The following is a 20228-nucleotide window of genomic DNA, read 5'->3' on the forward strand; positions in this document are numbered from 1 at the left end:
CGTGATCGACAGGAGAGAACCGTCATGGCGATCGTGGGGCCCTTCGGGCTGAGCGTCACGGACGAGACTCTCGACGCCGAGATCAGGGCGGGGATGGCCGCCGTGGAGCAGGAGCTCCTGGCGGCCACCAAGAGCGAGTTCCCCTACCTGACGCAGACCTCGCGGCATCTGGTCGAGGCGGGCGGCAAGCGGTTCCGGCCTCTGCTGGTGCTGCTCGCCGCCCAATTCGGCGACTGGCAGGCGCCGGGCGTGGTGCCGGCGGCGGTGGTGTGCGAACTGACCCACCTGGCGACGCTGTACCACGACGACGTGATGGACGAGGCCCCGCTGCGGCGCGGCGCACCCAGCGCCAACTCCCGGTGGGACAACTCGGTGGCGATCCTGACCGGCGACTTCCTGTTCGCCCGGGCCTCGGAGATCGTCGCCGATCTGGGCAACGAGGCGGTGCGGATCCAGGCTCGGGCCTTCGCCCGGCTGGTGACCGGTCAGATCCGCGAGACGGTCGGCCCGGGGCCGGGCGACGACCCGGTCGAGCACTACCTGTCGGTGATGGCGGACAAGACCGGCTCGCTGATCGCGGCATCCGGCCAGTTCGGCGCGATGTTCGCGGGTGCGGACGAGCACGTGGTGGACATCCTGACCCGGTACGGCGAGCGGTTCGGCGTCGCGTTCCAACTGGCCGACGACGTGCTCGACATCGCCAGCGAGTCGACCGAGTCCGGCAAGACGCCGGGTACCGACCTGCGCGAGGGCGTGCCCACGCTGCCGGTGCTGCACCTGCGGGCGGGGGTGACCGGTTCGTCGCCGGCGGCCGACCGACACCTGCTCGAACTGCTGGACGGGCCGATCACGGACGACGACGAGCACGCGGAGGCGCTTTCGCTGCTGCGCGGGCATCCGGCGCTGGCGAAGGCCCGCGAGGACACTCGGCGCTATGCCGAAGCCGCTCGGGAGGTCCTGGCGCCGCTGCCGGAGTGCAGTGCGAAGCAGGCGTTGGCCTCGCTGTGCGAGCTGGTCGTGGAGCGTAGCGCGTAGTTTTCGGTGCCGGCCCGCCCACCCGTGACCCCGGGTGGGCGGGCCGCGGCCTTCTGCGGGAGTGCTCGGCGGCTGCTCCCTCGGGAGTAGCGAATGGGGTGGCGAGTCACCATCAAGTCCTGTGCTCGGGCGTACCGCACGTCTTGAGGTGGACGTTTTCCGGTGACGTTCGGCGGACGCCGAGTGGCCGGTCCCGATGATCCCCTTGTGGTGTCGCATTCGACACTCGAATCAGGGGGCAAGCTCCATGACTCGCACCACCCGCCGTTTTGTTCCGTGGCGCTTCGCGGTGCCGGCCGCGATCGCGGCGGCAACCGTCGGTGCCGTGACATTCGGCCCGACCGCATTCGCCGACGACTCGCATCCGGGGCTACCGGAGCAGACCGCCGACCAACTCGTCGCCAAGGTGGCCGCCGCCCGGGCCGACGCGCTCACCGGCACCGTCCGCATCGACACCGACCTGGGTCTGCCCGCCCTGCCCGGCAAGGCAGGCGGCAACGGCCCGCAGGCACTGCTGTCCGGTACCAACAGGCTCCAGGTGGCCCTGGACGGCCCGGACCGGCAGCGCATCGGCCTCATGTCCGACCTGGCCGAGTACAACGTCATCCACAACGGCCGCGACGTGTGGACCTACGACAGCCGCGCGCACGCGGTGACGCACGGCACGGTCGACCGGGGCCGGCCCGACGTCGCCTCGCTGGTGCCGACCACGCCGCAGGACGTGGCCCGGCAACTGCTCGACCTGGTCGGCCCGACCACCGACGTGCGGGCCGACGGGACCGGCCGGGTCGCCGGGCACGATGTCTACAAGCTGCGCTTCGCACCCAGGGCCCAGGGCAGCCTGATCGCCGCCGCGACGGTGTTCGTGGACGCGAAGACCGGGGTGCCACTGCGGGTGACGGTGGACACCGTCAAGGGCGGCAAGCCCGCGATCGACATCGGCTTCGAGCAGATCTCGTACGACAAGCCCGCGGCCGGCACCTTCGACTTCAAGCCGCCGGCCGGGGCGCAGGTCAAGGAGGTGGCACCGAACGAGGCACGGCCCCAGGCACCCGGCACGCCGAGCACGCCGGCGGCGCCGACCGGGGGGCATGCCGACCCGGGCCTGCTCGGTGAGGGCTGGGCGACCGTGGTCGAACTGCCCGCCGGCGGCGACGCCAAGGACGCCACCCGGCTGTTGGGCAAGCTGGGCAAGCCGGTTCCGGGCGGGACGCTGATCAACACGCGTCTGGTGAACGTGCTGAGCACCGACTCGGGCCGGGTCTTCGCCGGCGCGGTCGACGCCGACACGCTCCAGCGGATCGCGGCACAGCGATGACCGCGTCCACGGCGGTCGGCACCGCCGCGATCCGTACCGAGGGGCTGTCCAAGCGCTACGGCCGGGACCGGCTCGCCGTGGACGGACTCGACCTGACCGTGCCGGCCGGCTCCGTCTTCGGGTTCCTCGGGCCCAACGGTTCCGGCAAGACCACGACCATCCGGATGCTGCTCGGCCTGATCCGGCCGACCGGCGGTTCGGTCACCCTGCTCGACGGCCCCATGCCCGGGGCCGTCGGGCAGGTGTTGCCCAGGGTCGGCGCGCTGATCGAAGGCCCGGCCCACTACGGCTTCCTGACGGGTCGGCAGAACCTGGACCGACTGGACGCCGCCGACCCCACCTCGGACTCGCGCACCCGCGCCGCCCGGGTGGACGAGGCGCTGGCCAAGGTCGGCCTGACGGCGGTGGCCGGCCGCAAGGCGCGGGCCTACTCGCTGGGCATGAAGCAGCGGCTGGGCATCGCGTCCGCGCTGCTGCGACCGCGCGACCTGCTGGTGCTCGACGAGCCGACCAACGGCCTGGACCCGCAGGGGATGCGTGAGATCCGGGCGCTGATCCGCGGGTTGGCCGCGGACGGCACGACGGTGTTCCTGTCCTCGCACCTGTTGGACGAGATCGAGCAGGTGTGCACGGACGTGGCGGTGATGAGCCACGGCAGGCTGATCACCCAGGGCACGGTGGAATCCCTGCGCGCCGGTACCCGGGCCCGGCTGGTCGTCACGACTCCCGACGCGGAGGCGGCGGTCGTGGTGCTGGACAGGCTCGGCGCGACCGACATCGTCACCACCCGCGACGGCGTCGAGGCCGACCCGGCGCCGCTGGAGCCCGACGAGGTCTGCGCGGCGCTGGTCCGCGCCGACGTGCGCGTGCGTTCGTTCACCCTGGCACGACCGTCCCTGGAGGACGCGTTCGTCGCCCTGACCGGAGAAGGCTTCGATGTCACCGACTGACGCACTGCCCAAGACGGGTGTCCTGTCGCCCGCGTTCCGGTACTCGGCGGCGAACGAGACGTTCGGGTCCGAGCGGGCGCCGCGGCTGCGCGGGCTGATGCGCAGCGAGTTGCGCCTGGTCTTCCTGCGCCCGCGCACGGCCGCCATGTTGGGCTTCCTGGCCGTCGTACCGGTCGTCCTCGGGGTGGCGCTGCGCTACTTCCACGACGGCCACTCCTCGGGCGGGGGCGGTGGCGGCGGGTCGATGGACTTCGTGAACCAGGTGACCGGCAACGGGTTGTTCCTGGTGTTCGCGTCCCTGGCCGCCGCGCTGCCGTTCTTCCTGCCGATGACGGTCGGCGTGGTGGCGGGCGACTCGATCGCGGGCGAGGCGCACGCGGGGACGCTGCGCTATCTGCTGGTCGCGCCGGCCGGCCGCACCCGGTTGCTGGTGGTGAAGTTCGCCGGTGTGCTGGCGTTCTGCCTGGCCGCGACGCTCACGGTCGCGCTGTCCGCGCTGGTGGTGGGCGCCGCGCTGTTCCCGATGGGCGACGTGCCACTGCTGACCGGCGACACCATCTCGATGGGCGAGGCGTCCTGGCGGGCGTTGTTGATCGCGCTGTGCGTGGCGGCCTCGCTGGTGGGCCTCGCGGCGATCGGCTTGTTCGTCTCGACGCTGACCACGGTGCCGGTGGCGGCGATGGCCACCACGGTCGGCGTGGTCATCGTGACCGCGATCCTGACCGGCATCCCGCAGTTGTCGGCGCTGCACCCGTGGTTGTTCACCGACGGCTGGATGAGCTTCGGCGACCTGCTGCGGAACCCGATCCCGACCGACGAGATCATCCGCAACCTCGGTATCCAGACGGCGTACACGGCCATCTTCGGTGCGGCGGCCTGGGCCCGGATGACGGAGCGCGACATCACCACGTGAGCCGAACCGGCCAGGGCACGGGCGGCGACGTCGCGGCGGGGGCACGTACGGCTTCTCGGGTGCGTCGAGCGACCGTCGTCGACGCACCCCGGTCGTCACTGCGCGCCGATCGGCGGTCGATGGGTGCGCAGGGCGGTGATGTGGGTGTCCCGGGAGACGGGGCCGCCGAAGCGCAGGCGGTCGTAGTCGGTGAAGTCCGGCATCAGGGCGTCGAGTTCGTCGACCAGGGCGGACAGGGTGGCGGCCGGTGCGGGGGAGTCCGAGTCGGCCGCGGCCAGGGCGGCCTCGATCGCGGCGACCAGTTCGCCCTTGCGGCGGATGGTGGCCGGGGACACCGTGTGCAGGCAGACGTATCGGCCGCTGAGGTAGGCGTCCCACTCCTGTTCGCCCTCGTCCGGATCGGACCAGTGCCCAACGAACCAGGCCCGCAGCCGATCCGGGCCGCCGGCCGCGTCGGCGAGGGCGAACAGGTCGGCGGGCACCATCTCGGCGCCGTCCGAGCGCAGATAGGAGGGCAGCGGCAACAACCGGGCCGACATCAGTTCGCGTACCTCGTGCGGATCGCGCCCGACCTGCCGGCACAGTGCGCCCAGCTCGACGAACTGCCGATTCACGTACGCGTCGTCCGCCGGCGTCATCGCATGGTCCCCGTTGACCTCCCGAAACCGCGCCGCCACGGCCCGCACCGCCGCCCCCTCGGCACGCTGCCCCGCCATCGCCCACCTCCCACTCCGCCCCCGTCGCCGAAGGCCCTCCGTCGTACGCCCCGGACGCTAGACCCCCGACCCTTCGCCGTGCACCGAAGCGTCCGAGTGCTACCCGGGGCCGACCTGCCACAGTGGTGAGGTGAGTGCCTCCATGCGCGAGTACGGGTATGTCGGACCGGCGGACATCCGGGCCGAGGTCGTGCGGGCCGATACCGCGGGCCGGCCGATCCGATCGGCGGCCGACTTCGCGACCTGGGTCGAGACGCGGAAGCACGACGAGCCTTTCACGTATGTGGTGGGGCTGGACGGGGTGTTGCGGCTCGCGCCGCGGCGCAGTGAGCATGTGGCCTGCGCGGGTGGCGAGCGGGTGCTCGGCGCGGGGGAGATCGCGTTCGGGATCGAGGCCGGGGCGTGGGCGGTGGTCGAGGTCGGCAACCAGTCGACCGGCTACTGCCCGGAGCCGGGCTCGTGGCCGGCGGTGGCTGCGGCACTCGCGCGGATCGGGGTGGCGCACCCCGAGGGCTTCACCCACGAGTTCGTCTTCCGTCGGTGCCCGGAGTGCGGTGAGCGCAACGTGGTCAAGGAGGGCGACTTCGTCTGTGCGTGTTGCGAAGCGGAGCTGCCGGCAGACTGGAACTTCGGGTGAATGCCCAGGTCACAGGCGTACGCTGACAGGCCGGCGGGAGTCGGGGCCGGCGCTGACAGCGGGTTGTGGGGTTGGTCAGCGGTCTGTGCGGGGGCTGCCGGCGGTGCGGCGGATGCTCTTGGACATGGACACCACGAGCACCACCACCGCCAAGGCACCCGGAGTGATCGGCTCCTTCGTCCGCTTCGTCGTCTGCGGCGGCGGTGTCGGCCTCGCGAGCAGCGCGACGCTGGTCCTGCTGTCCGGCCACGTGCCGTTCGCCGCCGCCAACGCGCTGGTGACGGTGGGCTCGACGCTGATCGCGACCGAGCTGCACAGCCGGTTCACCTTCGGCCGGGACAAGCCCGGCAAGAGCGACCACGTCAAGGCGGCGCTGACGGTGTTGGTCTGCTACCTGTTCACCACGGCCGCGATGCTGATCCTGCGCGCGATCGAGCCGAACGCCGGCGTCCTGGTCGAGCAGGCGGTCTACCTCTCGGCCTCCGGCCTCGCCGGCATCGGCCGGTTCGCCTTCATGCGGCTGGTGATCTTCGCGAAGAAGAGCCCGAAGGCCACGCCGCGCGTGCTCGCCCGCGAAGCGGTCGTGACGGCCGCCTGACCGGCCCGGCGACAACCGCGACGACCGACGGGTCGGCTCGCGGGGAACGGCGACCGTGTCCCGCCGACTCCCCGTGCGAGCCGACCCGTCGTCACGTCAACCGACGAAGCAGAACTCGTTGCCCTCCGGATCGAGCATCACCCGGAACGACCCCTGATCGTCGGTGACCACGGGTCCGCGCGCACTCGCCCCGAGGGAGATCGCCAGCGCCACCGCCGCGTCCAGGTCGGCCACCCGCAGGTCCAGATGCAGCCGGTTCTTCCCGGCCTTGTCCTGCGACACCGGCTGGAACGCCATCCGCGCCGAGCCGGGCGGTTCGACGTGCGACCAACCCCGCTCCCGATCCACCGGCTCCCCACCCAACAACCCGGCCCAGAACCGGACCAACACCCCCGGCTCCCGGGCATCCACGACGATCTGATGCAGGTCTATGCGCATACGCGAGAGCCTAGGACCCGTCTTCGATTCCCCACCGCTGCCCGATCGGGTGAACCGGATCGGGAGGGGTGCTGCGGGGTCGGACCCGTAACTACGCTGAAGACGTTGCCTCGGGGAGAGGGAGGGCCGGGTGTAATGACCGCCGGATCGGGGGCCAACGGCCGGTTCCATGTCGAGGTCGAGTACCACGCGATACCCGTCCGGGCCGATGACACGTCGCTGGATTGAAGTGATTGCGTAACTGCGTAACAAGGCGCCGTGCCGAATCGACCGGCCACGCCCGACGCGAGCACGGCCCCGACGCGGCCCGAGGTCACCCGGCCCCGGCCCCGGTCTCGACCACCGGCGAGGCCCGCGAACACGCGCCCTAGGATCCCGATCATGGGGCGAACGACGGTCGAGACGATGCGAGGCCACTTCCACGAAGCTGCGAACGCGCGCGGTTTCGTGCTCGATTCGGCCCAGGAAGAGGCCGTCGATCGGCTCGCCGAGCTCGGCGTGGCACTGAGCCGAGGGCGCGGGCACGGCCCGTTCCGCCGCCGGCCGGCCGCGGGGCTCTACCTGTGGGGCCCGGTCGGCCGGGGCAAGACCTGGCTGCTCGACGCGTTCTTCGCGGCCGTACCGCTGCCCGCCGAGCGTCGCACCAGGGTGCACTTCCATGCCTTCTTCCGCCGTCTGCACGAGGCGGTCGACCGGCACCGCGACGACCACGGCCCCGAGCACAGCGCCGTCGACGCGGCGGTCTCCGAGTTGGTCGGCGACGTGGACCTGTTGTGCTTCGACGAGTTCCACGTGCACGACCCGGGCGACGCGATGCTGGTGACCCGGCTGCTGCGGGAGGTGCACGCACGCGGCGTCGTCCTGGTCTGCACGTCCAACTATCCGCCCGCCGGACTGCTGCCCGATCCGCTCCACCACCACCTGTTCGAGCCGACGATCCGCGAGATCGAGGAGCGGATGGCCGTGGTCACCGTGGCCGGTCCGCAGGACTATCGGGCCCTGCCCCGGGCCGGGACCGTGGTCACCGGGTTCGGTCGGGGCGCGGTGTTGTGGCCCGGCGACCCCGAGCAGTTGCGCGGCCAGGGTCTGCTGCCGCCCATCCCCGACGAGGCGGTCACGCTGCGGGTGAACCGCCGCGACCTGGCGGTCGAGGCGGCCCGGTCGGGGGAACTGTGGGGCGGGTTCGCCGCGCTGTGCGAGGGCCGTACCTCGCCGCTCGACTATCTCGTGCTCGCCGAGACGTATCCGACGTGGGTGATCGGCGGGCTGCCGCCGCTGAAGACCGCGACCGCCGAGGCCCGGCAGCGCTTCGTGAACCTGGTCGACGTCTGCTGCGACGCCGACGTACGACTCTTCCTGTGCAGCGACCACCCCCTGGCCGAACTCCTCGCCGGCGACGACCTGCCGACCGACATCGCCCGCACCGCCAGCCGACTCGGCCTGCTCCGTCGCGTGGGCCGGTCCGACGCTCCCGAGAGCACGTCGCAGTCGTCGAGCACATCCTGATTCGGCGGTCGAGTCGTCCGCGGGCGGCCTCACCCGAGCTCGCCGGTCTCACAGACCTCGCCCGTTCTCACCCGACCTCACCCGAGCCGGCCCGTTCCCACCCGACCTCAGTCGTCCTCCGGAAGCAGTTCGTAGTTCGGATCCGACATCGCCAAGTGGCCCTCGGCCTCGCCGACCACGCCCTTGACCCGCATTCGGCGGCCCGGTTCCACGCCGGCGAGGTGCCGGCGGCCGTGGAAGAGCAGCCGAAGGCCGCCGGTGCGGTCGTACAGCTCGACCTCCAGGGCCGGTCGGGCGGTCTCCGGCGACGGGGAGACCGATCGGACCCGGCCGACCACCTCGGCCCGCTGCCGCCACTTGAGCTCGGCCACCGAGGCGGGCCCGGTCGTGGGGATGATCGGCTCGGGTTCCGCGTCCCTCGCCGGCAACAGCCGGGGCACACACCTGGCCGCCGAGTCGGCGGAGGCGGGCGGTCGATGCGCCATCGCCGCGGCCATGTCGAACGGCACGATGGTGGCGATCGCGTGCGGCACCCGGGTCAGTGCGGACGCGATCGAGTCGGTGGTCCGGCCGTGCAGGAGGCGGCCGATCACCGGCGGATAGGTGTGCCGAGGCAGCAGCACGGTGATCCCGGACGCGCCGTCCGCCACCTCCCGCGCGGCCAATTCCAGCACCGCGCGGGCGAGCCGCCGATCCGGGCACTCGATCAGCTCCAGCGGGATGTCGGCGGCGCGACTCGCCTCCCAGCGTTTGCGCAGCACCCTGGCATGCCGGCTGTCCAGCACGAAGTGCGCCGCGCGCAGGTCGTCGGCCCGCAGGGCGCGGGCATAGCGCACCGCCTCGAGCACCGCGACGTCGAGCGAGTCGACCAGCACCACCACCACCGAGCGGTCCCGAAGGCCGAAGTCCGCCGTGGCCGGTGCCGCCGCGAGCGCCGCCGCCTCCTCCCGGTAGCGCCGGTTGACCCCGATCAACGCCCACACGCCCAGCGGGAAGAGCGCCACCACCAGCCACGCGCCCTCGGTGAACTTGGTGATCGCGAAGATCAGCACCACCACGCCGGAGACCACCGCCGCGAGCGCGTTCACCGCGACCCCGGCCTGCCATCGGCCGCTGCGGTGCGTCCAGTGATGCTTCGTCAGCCCCGAACCGGCCATCAGGAATCCGGTGAACACGCCGATCGCGTACAGCGCGACCAGCGAGTCCACACTCGCCCCGGTCACCAGCAGCAGCGCGACGGCGGCCACCGCGAGCAGGATGATCCCGTTCGAGAAGGCCAGCCGGTGTCCGCGCCTGCGCAACATCTTGGGCAGGAACGCGTCCTCGGCGACGAAGTCGGCCAGGAACGGGAAGCCGCTGAACGGCGTGTTCGCGCCGGTGTACAGGATCAGCGCGGTGGCCAGTTGTACGAAGATCAGCCCGGCCCGACCGAATACGCCCCCACCCAGCACCAGGTGCGCCTCCTGCGCGATCACCGTGGGATCGCCGTCCGTGTAGGGGAGCGCGTGGGTGGCCCGCGCGAGCAGCGAGATGCCCAGCACCAGCACCGCGAGCACCAGCGACATCGCCACGAGGGTCTTGCGCGCGTTGCGGCCCTGCGGTTCGCGGAAGGTGGACACGCTGTTCGAGAGCGCCTCCAGGCCGGTCAACGAGGACCCGCCGTTGGCGAACGCCCGCAGCACCACGAACAGCGAGGCGCCGTACAGCAATCCGCCGCCCGAATCGCCCAGCGGCACCGCCCCGGCCGCGTGCACGTCCGCCTGCGGCAACGAGCCCTCGCTCGCCCAGCGCACCAGCGCGACCGCGAACACGACCGCCATCGCGCCGATGAACAGGTACGCCGGCAGCGCGAACGCCCGCCCGGCCTCCTTGACCCCGCGCAGGTTGCCGTAGAACAGCACCACGACCACACCGACGCAGATCTCCGGCTTCCAGCCGCTGATGTCGCTCCCCCACACCAGGTGCAGCAGCGAGGCGATCGCGTCGGTGCCGGCCGCCGTCTGCACCGCGACGGTGACCACGTAGTCGATCAGCAGCGCGACCGAGGCGACCTGCGCGACGCGCGGCCCGAAGTTGTCCCGGGCGACGATGTACGAGCCGCCGGCCTTGGTGTACAGGCCGACCACGTCCCAGTAGGACAGCGTCAGCAACAGCAGCACCGCGAGGATCGCGTAGGTGACCGGCAGCAGCAGGGTGAAGGCGGCAATGCCGATGTAGGGCACCAGCGCACGCAACATCTGCTCGGTGCCGTACGCCGAGGAGGAGATGCAGTCCGAGGCCAGCACGCCCAGCGCGGTCGGATTGGACAACTTCTCGCCACGCAGTCGCGAACCGACCAGCGGCGGGCCGAGCAGTCGCTTCTTGACGCGGTATCCGACCGTCTCGGGAATTCGAACGTCCACACTCAGCGGAGCGGGCGGGCCGGTGGGTGACTGCATACCCCTCGGCTGCCCGTCCGCCTCGCCGCACATACCCGCGCTCGGCCGAACAGGGGCCGCAACGCGCGTGGGGCCCGACGCGATCTCCGCCGGGCCCCACGTTGTCTCGCCGGACTCTCTACCTAATCGATCGTCCAGGTGTCGTTGCCCCGGATCAGCGAGGACAGGTCACCGGCGCCGCCGCTGCTCGCCGCCTCGGCCATCTGCGCCGACATCAACCGGTCGTAGACCGGGCGCTCGATGTCGCGGAAGACGCCGATGGGGGTGTGCGTGTTGCTGGTCAGGTCACCCAGCCGGGTCAGCGCGAACGCCAACTCCGGGTTGTCCGCGTGCGCGTCGTGCACCAGCAGCGCGTCCTCGCCGACCTGGGCCACCTCGGCCACGTCCAGGGAGCCGCGCGCGCCGCGGATGACGCCGAACTGGCCCTGCGAGCCGAACCGGATCGGCTGCCCGTGCTCCAGCCGGATGGTCACGTCGTCGCGCTTGTCGGGGTCCTTGAGCAGCTCGAACGCGCCGTCGTTGAAGATGTTGCAGTTCTGGTAGATCTCCACCAGCGCGGTGCCCTCGTGGGCCGCCGCGGCGCGCAGCACCGAGGTCAGGTGCTTGCGGTCGGAGTCGATCGACCGGGCCACGAACGACGCCTCGGCGCCGATGGCCACCGACAGCGGGTTGAACGGGTGGTCGAGCGAGCCCATCGGGGTGGACTTGGTGATCTTGCCGGTCTCGGAGGTCGGCGAGTACTGACCCTTGGTCAGACCGTAGATCCGGTTGTTGAACAGCAGGATCTTCAGGTTGACGTTGCGCCGCAGCGCGTGGATCAGGTGGTTGCCGCCGATCGAGAGCGCGTCGCCGTCACCGGTGACCACCCATACCGACAGGTCCTCGCGCGAGGTGGCCAGACCCGTCGCGATGGCCGGGGCACGTCCGTGGATCGAGTGCATGCCGTACGTGTTCATGTAGTACGGGAAGCGGCTGGAGCAGCCGATGCCCGACACCCACACGATGTTCTCCTTGCGGAGACCGAGCTCGGGCATGAAGCCCTGCACCGCCGCCAGGATCGCGTAGTCCCCGCAACCCGGGCACCAGCGCACCTCCTGGTCCGACTTGAAGTCCTTCATGGACTGCTTGCCGTCGGCCTTCGGGATCAGCGACAGCGAAGGGAAGCCGCCAGCGCCGTTCGCAGACTCAAACACTCTCGATCACTTCCTGGATCACGTGAGCCAGCTCCTCGGACTTGAACGGCAGGCCGCGAACCTGGTTGTACGACATGGCATCCACGAGGAACTTCCCGCGCAGGAGCAGGGCGAGCTGACCCAGGTTCATCTCCGGGACGATCACCTTGTCGTACGACTTGAGGACCTCGGCCGTGTTGGCCGGGAACGGGTTGAGGTGGCGCAGGTGGGCCTGTGCGACCTTGCCGCCCGCCGCCCGGACCCGACGCACGCCGGCGGCGATCGGACCGTAGGTGGAACCCCACCCGATCACGAGCACCTTGGCGTCACCGGTCGCGTCGTCGACCCACAGCGGCTCGATGTCGTTCGCGATGCCGTCCACCTTGGCCTGCCGGGTGCGCACCATCAGGTCGTGGTTGGCCGGGTCGTAGGAGATCGAACCGATCCCGTCGGCCTTCTCGATCCCGCCGATGCGGTGTTCCAGACCCGGCGTGCCGGGCACCGCCCACGGGCGGGCCAGCGTCTCGGGGTCGCGCTTGTACGGCCAGAACTCCTTGGTGCCGTCCGGCATCTCCTGGTTCGGCTCGGTCGCGAACTCGACCCGCAGGTCCGGCAGTTCGGACGTCTCGGGGAGCCGCCAGGGCTCCGAGCCGTTGGCCAGGTAGCCGTCGGACAGCAGGAAGACCGGGGTGCGGTACTTCAGCGCGATCCGGGCCGCCTCGATGGTGGCCGCGAAGCAGTCGGACGGGGTCTGCGGGGCCACGATCGGCACCGGCGCCTCGCCGTTGCGGCCGAACATGGCCTGGAGCAGGTCGGACTGCTCGGTCTTGGTCGGCAGACCGGTCGAGGGTCCGCCGCGCTGCACGTCGATGATCAGCAGCGGCAGCTCCAGGGAGACCGCGAGGCCGATCGTCTCGGACTTGAGCGCGACACCCGGACCGGAGGTGGTGGTCACGCCGAGCGCGCCGCCGAAGGACGCGCCGAGCGCGGCGCCGATGCCCGCGATCTCGTCCTCGGCCTGGAACGTGCGCACGCCGAAGTTCTTGTGCTTGGCCAGCTCGTGCAGGATGTCCGAGGCCGGGGTGATCGGGTACGAACCGAGGTAGACCGGCAGCTCGGACAGCTGCCCGGCGGCCACCAGGCCGTAGGACAGCGCGAGGTTGCCGGTGATGTTGCGGTACGTCCCGGCGGGCAGCTTGGCCGGGGCCACCTCGTAGGAGACCGCGAAGTCGTCGGTGGTCTCGCCGAAGTTCCAACCCGCTTTGAACGCCGCCACGTTCGCCTCGGCGATCACCGGCAGCTTGGCGAACTTCCTGCGCAGGAACGCGATGGTCGCGTCGGTCGGCCGGTGGTACAGCCAGGACAGCAGACCGAGCGCGAACATGTTCTTCGCCCGCTCGGCGTCCTTCTTGGAGATCTCGAACTCGGCCAGCGAGCCGACCGTCAGCGTGGTCAGCGGGATCGCGTGCACGTTGTAGGCGTCCAGCGAGCCGTCGTCCAGCGGACTGGTCGCGTAGCCGACCTTGGCCATCGCGCGCTTGGAGAACTCGTCGGTGTTGACGATGATCTCGGCCCCGCGCGGCAGGTCGCGGATGTTGGCCTTGAGCGCGGCCGGGTTCATCGCGACCAGGACGGTCGGGGCGTCGCCCGGCGTCAGGATGTCGTGGTCGGCGAAGTGGAGTTGGAAACTCGACACACCCGGCAGGGTGCCCGCGGGTGCTCGAATCTCGGCGGGGAAGTTGGGAAGGGTCGACAGATCGTTTCCGAACGTCGCCGTCTCGGACGTGAAACGGTCGCCCGTCAGCTGCATTCCGTCACCGGAATCGCCGGCGAACCGGATCACTACCCGGTCGAGCTGCTTGACCTGCTTGGTCACGGGGAAGGACCTCCTCGGCGCTGCGGCGGTTGGTCCGCGCACCGCGCGGATGTCGCAGTTTTCATCGTACGGCTGTACAGATGGGGGCCGTGGCGCCCCCCGGAGCGGGCGAGGATCCGCCCTGGCGCGCGACGTGAGCGGCGTCACGCCTCGGACATGGCCCACCGGGGGCGCATATCCGGCTGTATCCGAACAAAACAACAGTCCGCCCCGGTATGGGACGGCTGCTCCGATCGACCGGATGATTGCATGGGTCCAGTAATTCGATCCCTACGATGTCAGGATCCGAGATACGCGAGTACCGCGAGGACCCGTCTGTGATCGGTGTCACTGGGTGCGAGACCGAGCTTCCCGAAGATGTTGCTGACGTGCTTCTCCACCGCGCCGTCCGACACCACCAGGGCCTGTGCGACCGCCGCATTCGTGCGTCCCTCGGCCATCAGGCCGAGTACTTCGCGCTCGCGCGGTGTGAGCTTTTCCACCACGTCGCGCTTGCGGGAACGGCCGAGCAGCTGGGAGACCACCTCGGGGTCGAGCGCGGTGCCGCCGCCCGCGACCCGCTCGACCGCCGCGACGAAGTCGCCGACGTCGGCGACCCGGTCCTTGAGCAGATAGCCGACGCCGCTGGTGTTGCCCGCGAGCAATTCCGTCGCGTACTGCTCCTCGACGTACTGTGACAGGACGAGCACGCCCACCTCGGGCAGGGTCGCCCGCATCCGCACCGCCGCCCGGATGCCCTCGTCGGTGTGCGTGGGCGGCATCCGCACGTCCACGACGCAGACGTCGGGGCGCAGTCGCCCCGCGACGGCGACCAGTTGCTCGGCGTCCCCGACCTCGCCCACGACCTCGTGGCCGCGAGCGGTCAACAGGCGGGACAAACCGTCCCTGAGTAGTACGGAATCCTCAGCGATGACGACGCGCACAGCGTTCACATCCCCCAAATCCGGTAGCCGCACCCGGAGAGCGGGTGCGGCTACAGTCTTCCGGATTCGAGTCGCCGCGGCGTACCGCGGGCGGGTCGGATCTCAGGTCCGGCGGATCCTCACAGCGGCAGCCACACGGTGACCCGGGTGGGCCCGCCCTCGGGGCTGTCCACGGTGAGCGTGCCGTCCACACCGCGCACCCGCTCGATCAGGCCGGCCAGGCCGGACCCCTTGCCCGTCGAGGCGCCGCCCGCACCGTCGTCGGCGACGATCAGGTACATCCGACCGTCCTGCCGGCCCACCGTCACCCACGCGTGCGAGGCACGGGCGTGCTTGGAGACGTTGGTCAGCAGCTCGGAGGCGCAGAAATAGGCGACCGACTCGATCGGGGCGGGTGGGCGATCGGGCAGGTCCACCTCGACCCGGACCGGGACCGTGCAGCGCGCCGCGATCGAGGACAGCGCCGCGTCCAGACCCCGGTCGGTGAGCACCGCGGGGTGGATGCCCCGGGCCAGGTCGCGCAACTCCTGGAGGGCGAGCTTGACCTCGTCGTGCGCGGAGGAGACCATCCGCGCGGTCTCGGTGTCCCGACTCGCGCTCAGGTTCTCCTTCGCCATGCCCAGGTCCATCGCCAGCGCCACCAGTCTGGCCTGCGCACCGTCGTGCAGGTCGCGCTCGATCCGGCGCAGGTCGGACGCGGCGGTGTCGACGGCGGCCCCCCGGGACACGGTCAGGTCGCGTACCTGTTCGGACAACAAGGCCGGACCGAGCAGGCCGCGCACCATCACCCGATCCACGTTGGCCATCCCGCGGACCAGCCACGGGGTCGCGAAGAACAGCACCACGCCCAACGCCACGGTCAGCGACACCGGGCCCGGCCCGGCCAGATAGTGGTCGGCGCCGCTCTCGTGCGGCCCGTCGCCGGAGAGCATCGCGCCCGGCATGTCGGCCCGGCGATACAGCGGCTGGGTGAGCGGATAGGTGATCGCGCTCAGCGAGGTCGCCCACAGCGCCGTCGTGGCGGCGAAGGTGAAGACGCCCCAGGGCAGTTGCAGGAACAGGTAGAGACTGGCCCGCCACCCGATCCGGTCGGTCAGGCCGGACCTGATCCACCCGGTGGGACCGGGCCGGTGCCGAAGCGGCGCGGGCGCCCGTACGTGCTCGTCCAGCAGCGCACTCGCCCGGGCCCGCTCCACCCGGCCGAACGCCCGGCTGCCCATCAGGGTCAGCGCCAGCAGCGGCAACCCCAGCAGGCACAGCGGGGTCAGGCCGACGCCGAGCGCGATGAACACCGCGACATAGGTGAAGCCGACGATGCCGATGGGCAGGTTGAGTACCAGATGGATCGTGTCGGTCCACGTGCGCACCGTGAACGGCGCGCGCAGGATGCCCGGCCGCGTTCGGGCCGGGACATCACCTGTGGACCCGTCGTAGGCAGTCGCGGGTGAGGGCATGGACATGGAGTTGCCTCGCTGGGAGAGAAGCCGATCCGTTGGGTCAACTCTGCCGGGTGACCCGGGCGGGTCCCATGGCGCGGGTCGGTGTCTTGGGGGTGGGGTTGTCCCTACCACCTCCGGCTCGGGAGCGGTATCGCCGATCCGGCCGGTCGACCGGACTGGACACCGGGGACAGGTCCGGCGCAACCCCCCTAGACTCCCGTGCCACAAACGTACGCAACGACCACGCAACGTTCGGGCAATGTCGATCAGGAGGCGGGCACCGGGTGGAGGGCTACTACGGAACGTACGCGCTCGTGGGTCTGGTGCTTCTCGTCGCGTCGGCCTTCGTCGCGGTGGCGTTCGCCGGCGGGCGACTGCTGCGACCGAGCGTGCCCACGCACGAGAAGCTCACGACCTACGAGTGCGGCGTCGATCCGGTGGGGGTGGGGTGGGCACAGGTCCACATCCGCTACTACCTCTACGCCTATCTGTACGTCATCTTCGCGGTCGACGTGATCTACCTGTTCCCCTGGGCGACGGTGTTCGACGCGCCGGGCTTCGGCGCCACGACCCTGGTGGAGATGTTCGTGTTCGTCGGCTTCCTGGCCACCGGACTGCTGTACGCGTGGCGGAAGGGCGTGCTCGCATGGACCTGACACCTGCACCGGTGGAGCGCACACCGGTCGATCTCCCACCGCCCCGACTCGGGGTGCTCTCCCGGCTCGCGCCGGACCCGGTGCGGCTGGTGCTGAACTGGGGACGGCGCTACTCCCTCTGGGTATTCAATTTCGGCCTGGCCTGCTGCGCGATCGAGTTCATCGCGTCCTCGATGGCCAAGCACGACTTCATCCGGCTCGGCGTGATCCCGTTCGCCCCCGGCCCCCGGCAGGCCGACCTGATGGTGGTGTCCGGGACGGTCAGCGACAAGATGGCGCCCGCGATCAAGCGGCTGTACGAGCAGATGCCCGAGCCCAAGTACGTGATCTCGTTCGGATCCTGCGCGAACTGCGGCGGGCCGTACTGGGATTCGTACTGCGTGACCAAGGGCGTCGACCAGATCGTGCCGGTGGACGTGTACGTGCCCGGCTGCCCGCCGCGGCCGGAGGCGCTGCTCCAGGGGATCCTCAAGCTCCAGGAGCGGATCGCGGTGGAGAACCCGGCCGCGCGGTACGCCCGCAAGCTGCCCGCCGCCGCGCTCGGCCGGCCGCTGGTTGCGCCGCCCACCCCTCCCGCGGGGGATCCCCGATGACGCCGGAGGAGATCCGCGCGGGCCTGGGCGAGGACCTGGTGCTCGCCGTGTCGGACGCGTACGGATTGGTCACCGTCGACGTCGCGCCGGAGCACTGGGTCGCCGCCCTGACCGCCGCGCGGGACGGGCTCGGCTGCGCGTTCTTCGACTGGCTCACCGGGGTGGACGAACTCGCCGACGGGTTCGACGTGGTCGCGCACGTGTGCGCGATCCCGACCGGGCCCAGGTTGTTGCTGCGCACGCGCGTGCCGCGCGAGGCCGCGGTGCTCGCGACCGCGACCGGCGTGTACGCGGGGGCTCGCTGGCACGAGCGCGAGACGCACGAGATGTTCGGCATCGTCTTCACCGACCACCCGGGCCTGGATCCGCTGTTGTTGCCGGACGGCTTCGAGGGACACCCGCTGCGCAAGGAGTTCGTGCTGGCCTCGCGGGTGGCCAAGGCATGGCCGGGTGCGAAGGAGCCGGGCGAGTCCGATCACGGCGCCGGGCCGGGCCGCGCCCCCGGCCGCCGCCGCACCCTGCCTCCCGGGGTACCGGATCCGGCGACGTGGGGCCCGCACAAGGAGGAGGCGGCGGCCGAGGCCGCAGCCGCCGCCGAGGAACGCCCGCGCCGCGCCCGCGGCGCCGCGGCCGGCTCGGCAGGCCGGGCCGCGACCGACGGACCACCGGCCCGCCGCACCCGCAGCGCCTCCGCCGGCTCGGCGAGCCAGGCCGCCGAGGGCGCACCGCCCGCGCGCCGCACCCGCAGCGCGTCCGAGGGGTCGGCGAGTCAAACCCCGGCGACCCCTGCGGTCGAGCCCGAATCGCCCGCGCATCCCGAGCCGGCGCCCCCCGCCGGATCACCCGAGGAACCCGAGTCCGCCGCGTCGGCTTCGCCGCCCGAGGCGCCCACACCCCGCGAAAGCGGTCCGCCCGACCCGTCCACCGAAGGGGACACCCCGTGAGTCTCCTCGACGTGTGCCTCCGGCTCGTTCTCGTGCTCGGGGCTTTCCTCGTGCTGCCCCTGCTGATCGGGCAGACCGAGCACAAGGTGATGGCGCACATGCAGGCGCGGGTCGGCCCGATCTACGCGGGCGCCTTCCACGGCTGGGCCCAGCTGGTCGCCGACGGCGTCAAGTTCGCGCAGAAGGAGGACATCGTCCCGGCCGGGGCCGACCGCAAGGTCTTCAAGCTCGCCCCGGCCGTCGCGCTGATCCCGTACTTCGTGGTGCTGATCGCGATCCCGATCGGGCCGAACGGCCTGGTCGGCCGCACCGTCGACGCCGGCATCGTGTTCGTGCTCGCGGTGATGGGCGTCGGCGTGCTCGGCTCGCTGATGGGCGGCTGGGCCTCGGCCAACAAGTACTCGCTGCTCGGCGGCATCCGCTCGGCCGCCCAGCTGATGGCGTACGAACTGCCGATGCTGCTGGCCGCGGCCTCGGTCGCGATGGCCGCCGGGACCGTGTCGCTGACCGGGATCGTCGAGGGCTTCGAGTGGTGGTGGCTGCCCTGGCAGGCGATCGGCGGCGTGGTGTTCTTCACCGCCGGCCTGGCCGAGATCCAGCGCCCGCCGTTCGACATGCCGGTCGCCGACTCGGAGATCATCTTCGGCGCCTACACCGAGTACTCCGGCCTGCGCTTCGCGCTGTTCCTGCTGTCCGAGTACGCCGGGATCCTGATCGTGTGCGCGCTGACCACCGTGCTGTTCCTGGGCGGGTGGCACGGCCCGTGGTCGGACTCGGTCGGCTGGTTGTGGACCCTGCTCAAGACCGGCGTGCTCGCGTTCGTGGTGATCTGGCTGCGGGTCAGCTATCCGCGACTGCGCGAGGACCAACTGCAAAAGCTCGCGTGGACGGTGCTCGTCCCGCTCGCGCTCGGCCAACTCGTCCTGACCGGCGTGGTAAAGGTGGCGACCTGATGAAGGGCCTGGCCAAGGGCCTCGCGGTGACCCTCAGGACCCTCACCAAGAGGTCCGTCACACAGTCCTATCCGGAGGTCCTGCCGGAACTGCCGCCCCGCTCGCGCGGGGTGATCGCGCTGTTCGAGGAGAACTGCACGGTCTGCATGTTGTGCGCGCGCGAATGCCCGGACTGGTGCATCTACATCGACTCGCACAAGGAGGTCGTGCCCGCCCGCGAACCCGGCGCTCGCGACCGCACCCGCAACGTGCTCGACCGCTTCGCGATCGACTTCGCGCTGTGCATGTACTGCGGGATCTGCGTCGAGGTGTGCCCGTTCGACGCGCTGTTCTGGTCGCCGGAGTTCGAGTACGCGACCGGCGACATCCACGAACTCACGCACGAGAAGGACAAGCTGCGCGAGTGGATGTGGACCGTCCCGCCGCCCCCCGCGCTGGACGAGCACGCCGAGGACCCCAAGGAACTGATCCAGGCCCGCAAGGCCGTCGAGAAGGCGGAGAAGGCCGCTGCGGCGGCCAGGGCCGCCGCAGCGGAAGCGGAGGAGACCCCGTGAACCTCGCCGCCACCGAGCACGGCTTCCTCTCGCCCACCGGCGCCGAGATCGCCTTCGTCCTGATCGGCCTGATCGTGCTCGGCTCCGCGCTGCTCGTGGTGAGCACCCGCCAGGTCGTGCACGCCGCGCTGTGGCTGGTGGTCACGCTCGGCGGCCTGGCCGCCGAGTACCTGCTGCTCACCGCCGAGTTCATCGCCTGGGTCCAGGTGCTGATCTACGTCGGCGCGGTCGTGGTGCTGCTGCTGTTCGGCCTGATGCTGACCAAGGCGCCGATCGGCTACTCCGAACCGCCCGACCCCGCCGCCCGGATCCCGGCCGCCGTGGTCGCGCTGGGCGCCACCGCGACCCTGCTCACCGTGATCGTGGACGCGTTCCGTACCGCCTACCTGCACCTGGGCGACGACACCGTGGGCAGCACCGAGGTCACCGGGCAGAGCCTGTTCAAGGTGTGGGTGTTGCCGTTCGAGGTGTTGTCCGTGCTGCTCCTGGCCGCACTGATCGGCGCCATCGTGCTGTCCCGCTCCCGTTCCCGCTCGCGCGCGCACTCGGGCCGGAAGGACTGACCCCGC

At 71.1% G+C, this 20228-nt stretch carries 19 protein-coding genes and 1 pseudogene; 13 read left to right on the forward strand and 7 right to left on the reverse strand.

Annotated elements, in window-relative coordinates:
• Nucleotides 1–24 precede the first annotated feature (24 nt).
• The 4 genes from ACIBM5_RS27710 (at nt 25) to ACIBM5_RS27725 (ending at nt 4216) form a co-directional block, all read left to right on the forward strand.
• Complete coding sequence (locus ACIBM5_RS27710; RefSeq protein ID WP_396009303.1) at nt 25–1035, forward strand: polyprenyl synthetase family protein; 1011 nt, start codon at nt 25–27, stop codon at nt 1033–1035.
• Nucleotides 1036–1282: 247 nt separating this feature from the next.
• Nucleotides 1283–2353: an outer membrane lipoprotein carrier protein LolA gene (locus ACIBM5_RS27715; protein ID WP_396009304.1), complete on the forward strand. Its 1071-nt coding sequence runs from the start codon at nt 1283–1285 to the stop codon at nt 2351–2353.
• On the forward strand, nt 2350–3303 hold the full coding sequence (locus ACIBM5_RS27720) for an ATP-binding cassette domain-containing protein (protein WP_391585448.1): 954 nt from the start codon (nt 2350–2352) through the stop codon (nt 3301–3303). The genes ACIBM5_RS27715 and ACIBM5_RS27720 overlap by 4 nt, the downstream gene beginning before the upstream one ends.
• A complete protein-coding gene (locus ACIBM5_RS27725) occupies nt 3290–4216 on the forward strand; it encodes an ABC transporter permease (protein ID WP_396009305.1) in 927 nt (308 codons plus the stop codon). The genes ACIBM5_RS27720 and ACIBM5_RS27725 overlap by 14 nt, the downstream gene beginning before the upstream one ends.
• Before the next feature lie 95 nt (nt 4217–4311).
• On the opposite strand, the gene ACIBM5_RS27730 is transcribed toward ACIBM5_RS27725, so the two are convergent.
• Nucleotides 4312–4932 (reverse strand): DUF6058 family natural product biosynthesis protein, encoded by a 621-nt coding sequence (locus ACIBM5_RS27730; protein ID WP_396009306.1) that lies wholly within the window; start codon nt 4930–4932, stop codon nt 4312–4314.
• 130 nt (nt 4933–5062) lie between these two features.
• Here ACIBM5_RS27730 and ACIBM5_RS27735 point away from each other — a divergent pair, with 130 nt between their 5' ends.
• Nucleotides 5063–5569, forward strand: coding sequence for a hypothetical protein (locus ACIBM5_RS27735; RefSeq protein ID WP_396009307.1), 507 nt, complete (start codon nt 5063–5065; stop codon nt 5567–5569).
• Nucleotides 5570–5693: 124 nt separating this feature from the next.
• The gene (locus tag ACIBM5_RS27740; protein WP_396009308.1) at nt 5694–6167 is read left to right on the forward strand and encodes a hypothetical protein; all 474 of its coding nucleotides are present in this window, start codon (nt 5694–5696) and stop codon (nt 6165–6167) included.
• 96 nt (nt 6168–6263) lie between these two features.
• On the opposite strand, the gene ACIBM5_RS27745 is transcribed toward ACIBM5_RS27740, so the two are convergent.
• On the reverse strand, nt 6264–6605 hold the full coding sequence (locus ACIBM5_RS27745; RefSeq protein WP_396009309.1) for a VOC family protein: 342 nt from the start codon (nt 6603–6605) through the stop codon (nt 6264–6266).
• Between the two features lie 381 nt (nt 6606–6986).
• On the opposite strand from ACIBM5_RS27745, the gene zapE reads away from it, so the two are divergent.
• Nucleotides 6987–8111, forward strand: a complete 1125-nt coding sequence (gene zapE / locus ACIBM5_RS27750) for a cell division protein ZapE (RefSeq protein ID WP_396009310.1) — start codon at nt 6987–6989, stop codon at nt 8109–8111.
• A gap of 482 nt (nt 8112–8593) precedes the next feature.
• Here zapE and ACIBM5_RS27755 read toward each other — a convergent pair.
• The 5 genes and pseudogenes from ACIBM5_RS27755 to ACIBM5_RS27775 all read right to left on the reverse strand — a co-directional run.
• Nucleotides 8594–10549, reverse strand: a pseudogene (locus tag ACIBM5_RS27755) (APC family permease); the annotation flags it as partial.
• 122 nt (nt 10550–10671) lie between these two features.
• Nucleotides 10672–11667: a 2-oxoacid:ferredoxin oxidoreductase subunit beta gene (locus ACIBM5_RS27760; RefSeq protein WP_396009387.1), complete on the reverse strand. Its 996-nt coding sequence runs from the start codon at nt 11665–11667 to the stop codon at nt 10672–10674.
• Nucleotides 11668–11734: 67 nt separating this feature from the next.
• A complete protein-coding gene (locus ACIBM5_RS27765) occupies nt 11735–13597 on the reverse strand; it encodes a 2-oxoacid:acceptor oxidoreductase subunit alpha (RefSeq protein ID WP_391585440.1) in 1863 nt (620 codons plus the stop codon).
• Nucleotides 13598–13875: 278 nt separating this feature from the next.
• The gene (locus tag ACIBM5_RS27770) at nt 13876–14520 is read right to left on the reverse strand and encodes a response regulator transcription factor (RefSeq protein ID WP_026217954.1); all 645 of its coding nucleotides are present in this window, start codon (nt 14518–14520) and stop codon (nt 13876–13878) included.
• A gap of 119 nt (nt 14521–14639) precedes the next feature.
• The gene (locus ACIBM5_RS27775; RefSeq protein WP_396009388.1) at nt 14640–15974 is read right to left on the reverse strand and encodes a sensor histidine kinase; all 1335 of its coding nucleotides are present in this window, start codon (nt 15972–15974) and stop codon (nt 14640–14642) included.
• Nucleotides 15975–16243: 269 nt separating this feature from the next.
• Here ACIBM5_RS27775 and ndhC point away from each other — a divergent pair, with 269 nt between their 5' ends.
• From ndhC to ACIBM5_RS27805, 6 genes are read left to right on the forward strand one after another with little or no spacing between them, the layout of a single operon-like run.
• Nucleotides 16244–16615 carry an NADH-quinone oxidoreductase subunit A gene (gene ndhC / locus ACIBM5_RS27780; RefSeq protein WP_391585439.1) on the forward strand — a complete coding sequence of 124 codons (372 nt, stop codon included), beginning with the start codon at nt 16244–16246 and terminating at the stop codon, nt 16613–16615.
• Entirely contained in the window at nt 16606–17208 is a 603-nt protein-coding gene (locus ACIBM5_RS27785; protein WP_391585438.1) for an NADH-quinone oxidoreductase subunit B, read from the forward strand. The genes ndhC and ACIBM5_RS27785 overlap by 10 nt, the downstream gene beginning before the upstream one ends.
• Complete coding sequence (locus ACIBM5_RS27790; RefSeq protein WP_396009311.1) at nt 17205–18152, forward strand: NADH-quinone oxidoreductase subunit C; 948 nt, start codon at nt 17205–17207, stop codon at nt 18150–18152. Before ACIBM5_RS27785 ends, ACIBM5_RS27790 begins: the two co-directional genes overlap by 4 nt.
• On the forward strand, nt 18149–19105 hold the full coding sequence (locus ACIBM5_RS27795) for an NADH-quinone oxidoreductase subunit H (protein WP_391585435.1): 957 nt from the start codon (nt 18149–18151) through the stop codon (nt 19103–19105). Before ACIBM5_RS27790 ends, ACIBM5_RS27795 begins: the two co-directional genes overlap by 4 nt.
• Nucleotides 19105–19659, forward strand: coding sequence for a NuoI/complex I 23 kDa subunit family protein (locus ACIBM5_RS27800; protein ID WP_391585434.1), 555 nt, complete (start codon nt 19105–19107; stop codon nt 19657–19659). The genes ACIBM5_RS27795 and ACIBM5_RS27800 overlap by 1 nt, the downstream gene beginning before the upstream one ends.
• Nucleotides 19656–20222: an NADH-quinone oxidoreductase subunit J gene (locus ACIBM5_RS27805; RefSeq protein WP_391585433.1), complete on the forward strand. Its 567-nt coding sequence runs from the start codon at nt 19656–19658 to the stop codon at nt 20220–20222. Before ACIBM5_RS27800 ends, ACIBM5_RS27805 begins: the two co-directional genes overlap by 4 nt.
• Nucleotides 20223–20228 lie beyond the last annotated feature (6 nt).

It is taken from the genome of Embleya sp. NPDC050493, from assembly GCF_044458105.1.
Classification (GTDB): Bacteria; Actinomycetota; Actinomycetes; order Streptomycetales; family Streptomycetaceae; genus Embleya.